This window comes from Paraglaciecola sp. L1A13 (assembly GCF_009796745.1).
GTDB lineage: Bacteria > Pseudomonadota > Gammaproteobacteria > Enterobacterales > Alteromonadaceae > Paraglaciecola.
Map to the genome: position 1 here is coordinate 852,899 of NZ_CP047024.1, position 12,926 is coordinate 865,824.

General features: G+C 41.7%; 6 protein-coding genes. All 6 read left to right on the forward strand.

Annotated elements, in window-relative coordinates:
* Positions 1-151 precede the first annotated feature (151 nt).
* Positions 152-3,061, forward strand: a complete 2,910-nt coding sequence (gene gcvP, locus GQR89_RS03520; RefSeq protein ID WP_158768788.1) for an aminomethyl-transferring glycine dehydrogenase — start codon at positions 152-154, stop codon at positions 3,059-3,061.
* Positions 3,062-3,619: 558 nt separating this feature from the next.
* The gene (locus tag GQR89_RS03525; RefSeq protein ID WP_158768789.1) at positions 3,620-4,954 is read left to right on the forward strand and encodes a DUF4932 domain-containing protein; all 1,335 of its coding nucleotides are present in this window, start codon (positions 3,620-3,622) and stop codon (positions 4,952-4,954) included.
* Between the two features lie 414 nt (positions 4,955-5,368).
* Complete coding sequence (locus GQR89_RS03530) at positions 5,369-5,866, forward strand: Hsp20/alpha crystallin family protein (protein ID WP_233269063.1); 498 nt, start codon at positions 5,369-5,371, stop codon at positions 5,864-5,866.
* A 524-nt stretch (positions 5,867-6,390) separates the two neighbouring features.
* The gene (locus GQR89_RS03535; RefSeq protein ID WP_158768791.1) at positions 6,391-8,457 is read left to right on the forward strand and encodes a catalase; all 2,067 of its coding nucleotides are present in this window, start codon (positions 6,391-6,393) and stop codon (positions 8,455-8,457) included.
* Positions 8,458-8,816: 359 nt separating this feature from the next.
* The gene (locus GQR89_RS03540) at positions 8,817-9,530 is read left to right on the forward strand and encodes a hypothetical protein (RefSeq protein WP_158768792.1); all 714 of its coding nucleotides are present in this window, start codon (positions 8,817-8,819) and stop codon (positions 9,528-9,530) included.
* A 682-nt stretch (positions 9,531-10,212) separates the two neighbouring features.
* Positions 10,213-12,858 carry a TonB-dependent receptor gene (locus tag GQR89_RS03545; RefSeq protein WP_158768793.1) on the forward strand — a complete coding sequence of 882 codons (2,646 nt, stop codon included), beginning with the start codon at positions 10,213-10,215 and terminating at the stop codon, positions 12,856-12,858.
* Positions 12,859-12,926: the final 68 nt, after the last annotated feature.

The following is a 12,926-nucleotide window of genomic DNA, read 5'->3' on the forward strand; positions in this document are numbered from 1 at the left end:
TTGCTCTTTGTGTTTCTGAGTATCGTTAAGGGTTTAGCTGAGTCTAAATTTGGTTAACGATGCACTATGCATCATCTAAAAATATACATTAAATCAAAGGCTTTTCTTTTGATTTAGGTCACTCACGTTTTAAGGAATCGGTAAGCCAGTTATGCCACATGCTAATTTTTCCCTTTCGCAGTTAGAGCAAACTCAAGATTTTATTCGCCGTCATATAGGCCCAAGTGAAGCTGAAATGGCTGAGATGTTGGAATTCGTCGGTGCCGACTCACTGGACGACTTGATGCAACAAACTGTGCCGGAAGGCATTCGTTTGCCCCAAAGCCTTAACGTGGGTGAAAGTCAAACCGAAGCACAAGCGTTGGCCTATTTAAAATCGGTTGCCAGCAAGAATAAAGTACACCGTTCATATATCGGTATGGGTTATCACGACACACTAACACCCAATGTTATATTGCGTAACGTGTTAGAAAATCCAGGTTGGTATACAGCGTACACGCCTTATCAACCAGAAATTGCTCAAGGCCGTTTGCAAGCGTTACTTAACTTCCAGCAGGTCACGATTGACTTAACAGGAATGGAGTTAGCCTCGGCATCTTTGCTTGATGAAGCAACAGCAGCGGCTGAAGCAATGGGTCTGGCAAAGCGTGTATCAAAAAACAAAAAATCAAATACATTTTTTGTGGCTGATGATGTGCATCCACAAACATTAGACGTTATTCAAACCCGTGCCGACATGTTTGGTTTCGACGTGATTGTTGGCAGTGCTAAAGAGGCCACAAGCCTAGACGTATTCGGTGCTTTGTTGCAATACCCAGGCACCACAGGTTCGGTGAATGATTTAACTGATATCATCGCCCAAATACAAGCAAACAAAGGCATAGTAGCCGTATCTGCAGACATCATGAGCTTAGTATTGCTCAAAGCACCAAGCGAAATGGGCGCCGACGTTGTATTAGGGTCTGCTCAGCGTTTTGGCGTACCGATGGGATACGGCGGGCCACATGCTGCATTCTTCGCTACTCGCGATGCATATAAGCGTTCTCTACCTGGTCGTATTATTGGTGTGTCAAAAGATACCCGTGGTCGCCCAGCTTTGCGTATGGCGTTACAAACTCGTGAGCAACATATACGCCGTGAAAAAGCCAACTCAAACATTTGTACTGCTCAGGTATTGCTCGCTAATATGGCGTCATTCTATGCTGTGTATCATGGCCCGGAAGGCTTGAAAACCATTGCTTCGCGCATACATCGTTTGACCGATATTCTTGCGGCAGGTATCGAACAGCACGCCAGTAAAGGACTGAGCCTAGTAAACAGCACTTGGTTCGACACATTAACGGTAAACGTTGGCGATAAAAAAGACGCGATTGTTGCCGCTGCCAACGCAGCGCAAATGAACTTGCGTACCGATATTGAAGGTGCCGTCGGTATCAGCCTTGACGAAACCACCACTCGTGACGACATCAATGCACTGTTCAACGTATTGTTAGGCGAGGCACATGATTTAGATCTGAACCAACTTGACCAGCAAATTGTGGCCAAAGGTAGCCAGTCAATTCCTGTTGAATTGGTGCGCACCAGTGATATTTTGACCCACAAAGTATTCAACAGCTATCAGTCAGAAACTGAAATGTTGCGTTATATCAAATCTTTAGAAGACAAAGACTTGGCGCTAAACCACTCGATGATAAGTCTTGGCTCTTGCACCATGAAGTTAAATGCGACAGCGGAGATGATCCCTGTAACCTGGCCTGAATTCGGTAAATTGCATCCCTTTGCACCAATTGAACAAGCACAAGGCTATAGCCAAATGCTAGACGAACTCAGCGAGTGGTTGCTTGATATCACTGGCTACGACGCGCTCTCTATGCAACCTAATTCCGGTGCTCAAGGTGAGTACGCTGGCCTTATCGCGATAAAGCATTATCACGAAAGTCGTAACGAAGGACATCGTAATATTTGTCTTATTCCCAGTTCAGCCCACGGTACCAACCCAGCTTCAGCACAAATGGTTGGTTTAAAAGTGGTGGTGGTCAACTGTGATAAAAACGGCAACGTCGATTTAGCAGACTTGCGTAAAAAAGCCACTGAAGTTGCCGACAACCTTTCGTGCGCAATGATCACGTATCCATCTACCCACGGTGTATACGAAGAAACGATCAAAGAAATGTGCGACATAGTGCATGAGTTTGGCGGTCAGGTTTACTTAGATGGCGCAAACATGAATGCACAGGTTGGCATCACCTCGCCAGGCTATATAGGTTCTGATGTATCGCACTTGAACTTGCATAAAACCTTTTGTATCCCGCACGGCGGCGGTGGCCCAGGTATGGGCCCCATTGGTGTTAAATCACACCTAGCGCCATTTTTGCCGAATCATAAAGTGGTCGACACCGGCAACACAACAGCTGGCAATGGTGCTGTATCTGCTGCGCCTTGGGGCAGTGCTTCTATTTTGCCTATCAGCTATATGTACATCAAGATGATGGGCAGTGCTGGGTTGAAAAAAGCCACTGAAGTCGCAATCTTGAACGCCAACTACATCGCCAACAAGCTAGACGGTCACTTCAACGTGTTGTACCGCGGGCGTAATGGCCGAGTTGCACACGAATGTATTATCGATTTACGCCCTGTTAAAGAAGCATCAGGCGTTACAGAAGTTGATATTGCTAAGCGCTTAAATGATTACGGTTTTCATGCGCCCACGATGAGCTTCCCTGTAGCAGGTACATTAATGATCGAACCTACAGAATCTGAAGCCAAGGTAGAGCTAGATCGCTTTATCGAAGCGATGGTGTGCATACATGCAGAAGCGGCTAAGGTTGAATCAGGCGAGTGGGGCGAAACAGATAATCCGTTGCACAACGCACCACATACCTTGGATGATATCTGCGACGCCAACTGGGATCGCAGTTACGATCGCCAAACGGCGGCATATCCTGTCGCGAGCGTAGCTAAAAACAAATTTTGGCCAAGCGTAAATCGTATTGATGATGTCTACGGAGATCGCCACCTAATTTGTTCTTGCCCAAGTATTGAGAGTTATATAGAAGAGTAGATTTTTTGATTACAATATTTCAAAGTAGTAACCGACAAATCTAGTTGGAAATTACAGCAAAAAAACGGACCTATGGTCCGTTTTTTTCGTTTTATAGAGCTAAGTTATTTGATATCCAGCTTAAGAAATAAACCTACTATCTTATTGTAATCTAGCTATTAATACGCGGTGATGGGACCGTGATATTCGATGGCTACGTTTAAGTGAAATGCCCAAGACAGCCATATTATTAATTTACTAATGGATAATATTTTATACATGGTTTTTAATAAGGAACATAGAGACCGAGGCGACTGACTATTCCTTTTGATCTTATTTCCGATGGGACAGGAAGATAAGGAAATTACCAAATTAAACCGAGGTAACTACATACTATGACGCCAATCAACATTAGTCGAACGGTGATATATATTACTCGCTCAATCATCACTCATTGTGAAGGGCTTCAAACCCCTAGCTATAACTTGTGCCTGGTTATTTTAGCCAACCATTTTTAGCCTATGAATGAAGTGTAATCTGCATTTACCGCCAGTAACGAATTTTGAAGGATAATCTACGATGAAATATATACTGTTAGTTTTATTGCTTTTCTCAATTAGGATAACGCAAGCAGGTGAGCATTATATAATTTTAGAAAGACCTAATTTTGTGTTGGTTCAGGATGATTTCTTTAGTCAGGATTTGGATTTTAACTTACTACCTGAAAGTAAAGTAATGAGCTTAACTTATTGGGGGAGTAACCCGAAGTTTGAAATTAAATATGGTGGTGAGAATTTATTTGTTTCAGAAAAAGGTAACAGTTTCGAACGGGTACATTTACAGTTTGGTGAAAAGATAAAAACAATTTCATTTAATATTCAGACTAATCCCGCTATTTATACTGAAGAATATATGCAATCACACAGGGGGAAAGTTAGTGTTGAGACGCCGGAAGTTTATGAGCTGAGTAACATAATCTTAGCTTTAGCGGATGAGTTTCATCAAGAAAATTATAAAATGTACGCCAAAGGAAAATATTATTCGGATGTTCTAGCATGGTTTTCAACATTTAAAGACCATGAAATATTTATGAGACTGAATGATGTTGATTATTATTCCTTCGTCGAAAATGCTGCAGCCTATGTGTTCAGAGGTGATGAAATACAAGAGTCCCCTGTATATAAAGGCTTTCGAGCGATTGATAATGTCAAAGACAATATTAGCGTATTAGAAGACTTCGCAAAGAAGAGTGATTTCAAAACGTTTTATAAGCAACATCATGAGTATTACTCAACCTTGAGTAATACATTTCAATCAGGTGCCAAGCCAAAAAATATTTGGCGATGGTTGGAAGTTAATTTTCCTGGGAGGTACCAAAGTTACAAGGTTTTCTTTTCTCCATTGGGCCCAGGTAATAATAGTTCTCGGATGTTTTCTAATAATGATTTTAATGAATCTATTATGTTTATTAGTGCACCTAACCGCTATGAAAATGATGAAGTCCCTTTATCCATTCAAACGTTAGAATTTACTCGCTCATTTTTTACTGAAATTGATCATACGTACGTTAATCCAATTTCAGATAAATTTTTAGGCGATATAAATACTGCTTTGGTCGATTTAAAACCCTGGTATAAAGGTGGTGGATACAATAAACCGTATTTGACGTTTAATGAGTATATGACTTGGTCAATGGTATCTTTATATGCAATTGATAATTATTCTGCGCAAGAATATAAGTATATTAAAAACTATACTGAAGAATTCATGGTAAATAAGAGAGGTTTCTATAAATTTAAAGCATTTAATAATGAACTTATTCGCTTGTATATAAATAAATCTGCAAATAAAAAAATTACCGATCTTTACCCAGAAATCATAAGTTGGATAAGTAAAAATTCAAAAAGCTCATAGTAAGAAAATAATTTGCTGACAAAGGTGCTTAGAATTTTACTCGCTGGCCTTCGGCCAACGGGCTCTTAACATTCCACCGTTATAACGCACAACGCTTCGTTACTGCTTGCGCTAATCGACCGTAAATTCTCACGCTAGTAATCAAATGCCCTCTGCCTTTTGGCGAGGTGCTTAATTGATCGCTATGGAGCGGTGTTATTTGCGACGTGTTCAGTGCATAGCGGTGTGCACTGCGACTTAAATTCTCGTCACCCAATGGGGTCGTTGCGAACATCTCGTTAGATTAATAAAACGCCTTACTAATATTTGATCTGGATCAAAATCAAAAGTGGAAAGATCTAGTTTACTATTACCAACTGATAGGCGGTGTGCTTATCAGTTTTCCCAATTTAGACTTTTAAGAGGAGATTGATGATGAGTAATCTATCTGTAAATAATCGTTCTGATGACAAAAAATCTTCCGGTTCATTTCCAAATTTGTTTGGCCAACACGTTTTTGATGATTTTGTACAAAACTTTACGTCGCACTTACCTTTTGCTCGAGAAGCAATCGGCAGCGGCGAAAGCAAGCTCGATTTCGTTAATCCGAAGGTTGATATCACCGAAAGTAAAAAGGCGTATACCTTAACAGCAGAATTACCAGGGTTAGATAATGACGACATTGCGTTAGATTTGTCGGATGGTATTTTGACGCTTAGTGGTCAGAAGAAGTACGAAAATGAAGCTGACACTGATGACAATGTGCATGTAATGGAGCGCAATTACGGCAGCTTTCAACGTAGCTTTAGATTGCCTGTAAGCGTTGAGCAAGATGCGATTGAAGCTGAGTTTAAAAAAGGATTGCTCAAGGTTAAGTTACCAAAATCGGTAAAAGCTCAAGAGTTACAACGCAAAATAAAAATTTCAAATTAATGATTAATAAGGTCATGGACGACCTAATTTGGAACTGATTATGAATATAGAAACAGATATGCAAAAGGTATTAAAAGATACCTTGGTGTTGATTATAGCGGGTGGTTAGGGCTCTAGGCTTGAAGGCCTAACCCAGATGCGCACTAAACCCGTATTAGCGTTTATATCGTTAAAATACAGTCTACAAACTCCAATGACCTAGTCACCTGCTTTAACCATAATTTGCGATACACCTTCGAAACAGCCAAGCACCCGTGAGGCTGAATCTCAGTAGTGCTATATGCGAAAAACTCGAAATGCGTTTAACTTACATTTGCCGTTAAACATCGCTTAGAAAATTTTACATTAGACAGTGTAAATGCTTACCCCCCCATGGCCCTCATTTTATCGCTTATGCTGCGCAAACCCGCTTAATTGCTCGCACTAACCGCTGGTCTTTTTTTTGCACTATGCAATTACGCTAGCGCTTTATGTAACGCGCTAGATATTGACTCTATTATTCCCATTGCAATGAAGGACTAGCCATGACTGAATCATTTAAGTACGCAGGAAATAAAGGCAAAGGCGGCGAGTTACATCAACCCGCGACTGATGCCCATCCAACTATGACCACTGCTCAGGGATGCCCCGTGAGTGATGACCAGAATTCTCTAAAAGTGGGTAGCCGCGGCCCTGGTTTATTAGAAGATCATGTACTAAGAGAAAAGCTATTTCATTTCGACCACGAACGTATTCCAGAGCGCGTAGTGCATGCTCGGGGTTATGGTGCCCATGGCTATTTTGAGACATATGAGTCATTGGACTCACTCACATGTGCGGATATTTTTCAACGTAAGGGAGAGAAAACCCCAGTATTTGCGCGTTTCTCTACCGTTGCAGGTAACAAGGGGTCGCCTGATTTAGCCCGCGACGTGCGTGGTTTTGCTGTTAAATTTTATACCCAAGAGGGTAACTGGGATCTAGTGGGTAACAATATTCCAGTGTTCTTTATTCAAGATGCCATGAAGTTCCCTGATTTGATTCACTCTGCTAAAGCTGAGCCGGACCGCGGCTTTCCTCAGGCGCAAACGGCCCATGATAATTTCTGGGATTTCATCAGCCTATCGCCTGAGTCGATGCATATGGTGATGTGGGCGATGTCAGATCGCGCTATTCCAAGATCTCTGCGCTTTATGGAGGGTTTTGGCGTACATACCTTTAAATTTATTAATGCTAAGGGTGATGAGAAATACGTTAAATTTCATTGGAAACCCAAAGGCGGTTTGCAGTCCGTCGTGTGGAATGAAGCGTTAAAACTAAACGGTGCGGACCCTGATTTTCATCGTCGTGATATGTGGCAAGCCATCGGGCAAGGTGATTACCCCGAGTGGGAGCTAGGCGTTCAAATATTTGATCAACAATTCGCTGACGATTTTGAGTTTGATGTGTTTGATGCAACCAAACTTATCCCTGAAGAACAGGTGCCAGTCAAAATCATTGGACGCATGGTACTTGACCGGGTAGTGGATAACTTCTTTGCAGAAACTGAACAGGTTGCCTTTTGTACGCAAAATATTGTACCGGGGTTGGATTTCACGCCTGATCCTTTGTTACAAGGGCGTAACTTCTCTTATCTGGACACGCAAGTTAAGCGACTTGGCGGACCAAATTTTACGCATATTCCCGTCAATGCCCCAAAATGCCCTATGCGTCACTTCCAACAAGACGGTCATATGGCGATGCAGAATCCTAAAGGTCGAGTGAATTATGAACCTAATTCATGGGATGGGGGAGAGAACAACCCTCGTGAGTGCCCAGCACACGGTTACAAGAGTTCATCTGAACCTATGAGCGGTGACAAATTACGTTATCGTTCTGAAACGTTCGCTGATCATTATAGCCAAGCCCGTCAGTTTTATTTGAGCCAAACCGACGTGGAGCAAGAACATATACACAGTGCCTTTATTTTCGAGCTATCAAAAGTAGAGCACTTACCTATTCGGGAGCGGTTAGTATCACACTTACTCAATATTGATGAAACGTTAGCCAATGAAGTCGCAGACGGATTGGGCCTAAAAGCTATGCCACAAGCTGCAGAAGCAGCGATGAAAACCCGCCACGACTTACCTGTATCAGATGCGCTAAGTATCTTAAAAAACGGCCCTAAAAGCTTTAAAGGTCGCAAGTTGGGCATATTAGTCAGCGATGGTTTAGATGCCAAGATATTCGCCGATGTAACCGACGCCCTGAAGGTAGAGGGTGCTAATTATGAAGTTGTTGCGCCTCAAGTGGGTGGCGTAACATGTAGTAAAGGCAAGCATATTCCCGCCCAGCAAGTAATCAACGGTGGGCCTTCTGTGTTGTACGATGGGGTGTTGGTGTTATTGACAGAAGAAGGTGCCCAAATGCTGGCAAAGATACCTGAAGCAAAAGATTTTGTTAGTGATGCATATGCTCATATGAAGTACATAGGTTATACCGATAGTGCCCTCGCGCTGTTTGCCGCGGCGGCTCTTGAAGATAAAATGGACGCTGGCTGGATTGATCTGAACAAGGCGTCTGCCAAGGACTTTATCAGTTCGTTACGTAACCTACGCTTTTGGGCCCGTTAGCAACACGACCTCTAAGCGTAGATAGCAAGTTTAACGCTTGAATAAATAATGTGGCCGGTTAATTCCGGCCTTTTTATTATGTGTTTTCATATTCTTGTCTTGTTCTCTTAATGTCCAGTTTATCAAGCTAACCCTAACCCTAACCCTAACCCTAACGCGAAAGCATAGATTATATTTGTTTTGTGATGTTTCTCCGTTTTGTTAATAAAAATTTCAAGTTGGAAATACGCAATAATACGGATCTTATTGTACAATAAATGTACTGACTGTCTTTGCTCGTTGCTTAATGTTGCTGGGGAATATTTCTAGTCAGGCGGAGCCAATAACGGAATATAACTAACACATATGAGGGTATTAATATGACTAAGGTCACGCTAATAGGCATCTTACTAGGCAGTGCGCTTGCACTTACCTCAATTAAATCTAATGCCGCTTTGCTGGTATCTGATGATACAATTGACCTCGCGGGTACAACGGCTGTTATGCAACCTGATTTAGCAGGTCCGGTTATTTATGATGAACTTATTTACGATTCTGTATCACCCAGTGGTAACGATATTTTTCAAGTCGGCATTAATATACAAAATCGTGTTTCTCGCTCAGACACAGACGGTAATTTAATATTTGCACCTAGGATTATCTCCTCTTTGAATAATACCAGTGGAAACTTTCTGGTAGACAGAGCCGTTATTTCGGGCTTTTCTGATTTTGAATTAGACGTAAATTATCGAACTGACGGCGTAGGTGATAAAGGGCCGAACTCGGCTTCCCGTTCCGTTGACGGAAATCAACTCAGCTTTGATTTTCTATCACCCCTTGTTATATCTAACCTATTTGAAAATCCCCAGCAAGATAGCTATTTCTTGTCGATTTATTCGAATGCAACGGCCTTTGCTAATACCGGTAGTATGAGTATTTTCGGTAGACACTTGGATTACCCTGATGAGGTGTTTGAATTTAATTTTGCCGGTATTGCAGTACCCATTAATATGCCTGTCCATGTGCCAGAGCCTGCCCTTTTAACACTTTTTCTAACTTGCTTTGCAGGCTTCGTGATGTTTAAAAGACATTAAATATTATGATTCGCGATATTAAAGCCCCCGAGTATTTAACAAGCTCGGTGAATGCATTTTTGGCATCGCACTGCTTCATAAAAGCAAAGAAAAAATATTCTCATTGGTTTCTTTGCTCGTCACGACGGTTAAAAAATTCAGCTAACCATGTTTTTCAGCAACGTTTCACTGTGTTGTGAATATTGCACGTTGTGCCTACCGTTAAGGAAAAGTCCACTATTAAATAGGTCTCTCGGTTGTTTCGACATGATCAACATAATACCTAAGCGTAATGCTAACGCGTCTTGATAAATTCAGAAAATATCCAAAAAAGACCTAATGTATGACCACTTAGCCATATACTTTAGTTTTATTAAATGGTCGCAAAATATACAGTTAAAAAAGGTTGAAAGTGTAGTAGTGAAATAATTCGTTTACGAACCAATTGCTTGATATATAGGTGTTTTACAACAGTTTTTGTAGTTATTATTATTTAGGTATCAATATAAAGTCTTAGTTATAAAGACTTTTCTATAAAAAGGACTTTATGCTCAGAGTTTTGTGCTGTGTTATAATCATTCGTGTTGAACTTATTTTGCGGTTTAGCATTATAGAATTAATATAATGCTCTAGAATAATAATTGACCAAATAAAGCATCCAAAAAATATTCAAAACACTCGATCACACAAGGCAAATTAGCACATGAGAATATCTAAATTAAGCTGTGCGGTAATCGCCGCCCTCGCAACTACCTCAGCGTTTGCACAGGAAGATGCAAGCAAAGCAGGCAAAGCTCACATTGAAACCATTGAAGTTACTGCAACAAAACGTTCTGAATCCATTCAAGATATTCCCGTTTCGGTTACAGCACTAAATGGCCAAGCGTTGGAAAATCTTGGTGTTGATAATTTTCAAGAATACGTCGAATTCTTACCAAACGTGATTTTTCAGGGAACTGGCCCTGGTCAGAACGAAATCTATATTCGCGGTGCTGCTACCACACAAAGTAATATATCAGTTTCTTCAGTACAGGCATTACAGCCGTCAGTGGCTTTTTATTTAGATGAGCAGCCGGTTTCTATGCAGGGTCGAAATCTAGATATATACGCCACAGATATGCAGCGCATTGAAGTACTGCCAGGTCCACAAGGTACACTTTTTGGTGCCAGTTCGCAGTCAGGCACCGTAAGATTGATCACCAAAAAACCTGATCACAGCGGTTTTTCTGCTGGCGTTGATACAAGCACCGGTTTCACCAAAGGTGGTGAGATGAGCAACTCAGTCGAAGCGTTTATGAACTTTGCTGTAACAGACGATCTTGCGGTACGTGTGGCAGCGTATTCTGACAATCAAGGCGGCTGGATTGATAACATTCGCAATGATCCAAACAATGGCGGCTATATTGGTAGCGCTGTAGTCATCGACAGAATATCTGGCGGTGTGCTTAGTGATCCGCAGAATACGCCAGTTGATTCACCTGAAAATGATGCCTTGGTTGAAGATGATTTCAACGATGCAATATATTCAGGCGCCCGATTTGGTTTGTCATACATTATAAATGAAGATTGGGATTTGTTGGTACAGCATACCCAGCAAACATTAAGCACCGAAGGCGTTTTTTCTTACGATCCTAACCTTGAAGGTGAAACGTCAACTAACCGTTTTGTACCAGAAGATAACGACGATGAATTTGGTTTAACCACTTGGACCCTTGAAGGGCGTATGGATAAACTGGACGTGGTTTATACTGGTGGCTACTTAAATCGTTCAATCAATTCAACCATTGATTATACCGGTTATACAAATGGCGGATTATTCTCCGCGTATTATGTTTGTAGTTATGGTGGTGATGTTGCTGCAGAGGACGAACGTTGCTTGGATCCAACCAAATACTATAAAGAAAAAACCGATACCACTCGTATGACCCATGAGCTTCGTTTTAATACACCGAGTGATAACGTATGGCGCGTGACTGCTGGCGTATTTTATGATGAGCAAGAATTAAAATCAGTGGGTAAATTTAATATTGCTAATACAGAAAAATTCGACAATCTGGCCAGAACAACAGTGGGTACTGAAGGCATAAACTCAAATGGTGGGCCGTTTGAGCCAAGTATCAGTTTTGTGAACGATATCACCCATGATATTGACCAAGTCGCGGTATTTGGGCAATTTGAATATGACCTGAGCGAAACTGTAACAGCCACGCTTGGTGCCCGCTGGTACCAAATTGAAGATACCTATAAAGGCTCGACCACCACGGTTGATGTAAGCCGTCGCTTGCGTGCGTTCGGCTCTCAAGACCCAGACGAGTTGGCAGCATCAGGCTTGGATGCCGGAGTGATAGCGGCGATAGAAAGTGGTCAACTTGAAGTGGGCTTATTGGACGATAACGGCACATTAACAGTTGATGATGTGATCCTTAAAGCATCGGTCGATTGGAAGGTTAACGAAGATATATTGCTGTTCGCTACCTACTCTGAAGGCTTCCGTCCACCTGTTACTAACCGAGTCGGCGGTGGTTTGGCTACCAATCAAACTGGCGCATTCGAGAACTTTAGAATACCTGTTTATTCGACCACAGATTCACTCGATAACTACGAGCTAGGCATTAAAGGTGACTTCTTAGATGGTATATTACGGGTCAATGCTACGGCATTTTATTCTGAAATTAGCGATTTGCAGACTTCACGTTATGACCCCACTAACATCAGTTTTCTAGTCTTCACAGATAATGTAGGCGACGCTGAAATCCGCGGATTAGATGCAGATATCACTTGGCTAGCAACAGATAACCTAGTGATCAATGCGGCATTTAGTATTCTAGATACCGAATTGACGCGTATTAATTCTGCATTAGATGGTATTGCACCGCCTGTTGGCAGCAAACTACCTTACTCCGCTGATTTCTCGGGCAACATACGAGCACGCTACTTCCATGAATTGGATAACGGCATAACCGCTTATGTAAACGGCTCTATTAGTTATACCGGTGATCGTCTCGCGAGTATGTCCATGGACGCTTACGCGCTTGAAGATACTGCACAATTGGTTTATGGAACGGGAACCGGCTTAAGTATCGAACAAGAAGCAGATGTATATGAAGGCGTGACCTTTCCAGATTCCAATGGAGAAACCTTTAAAGGTGGACGTTATATTCAGGATAGTTACGTGTTAGCAAACCTCGCTTTTGGTATTACCAATGATGAATGGAAAGCAGAAATATTTATTGATAATGTAACTGATGAGCACGCAACTTTGTATATTGATGCTCAACAATATACGCCCAAAATTGTTTCTAACAGACCACGTACAATTGGCTTAAGAATGTCTTACGACTTCTTTTAATCTTACCCAAAACAAGTAAGTGAAATTGTAAGAGGCAAGCCTATGTTGGCTTGCCTTTTTTATTGGGT

Coding starts and splice junctions, on each gene's coding strand:
- GQR89_RS03535 (WP_158768791.1), top strand. CDS start 6,391: ATGACTGAATCATTTAAGTACGCAGGAAATAAAGGCAAAGGCGGCGAG.
- GQR89_RS03525 (WP_158768789.1), top strand. CDS start 3,620: ATGAAATATATACTGTTAGTTTTATTGCTTTTCTCAATTAGGATAACG.
- gcvP (WP_158768788.1), top strand. CDS start 152: ATGCCACATGCTAATTTTTCCCTTTCGCAGTTAGAGCAAACTCAAGAT.
- GQR89_RS03540 (WP_158768792.1), top strand. CDS start 8,817: ATGACTAAGGTCACGCTAATAGGCATCTTACTAGGCAGTGCGCTTGCA.
- GQR89_RS03545 (WP_158768793.1), top strand. CDS start 10,213: ATGAGAATATCTAAATTAAGCTGTGCGGTAATCGCCGCCCTCGCAACT.
- GQR89_RS03530 (WP_233269063.1), top strand. CDS start 5,369: ATGAGTAATCTATCTGTAAATAATCGTTCTGATGACAAAAAATCTTCC.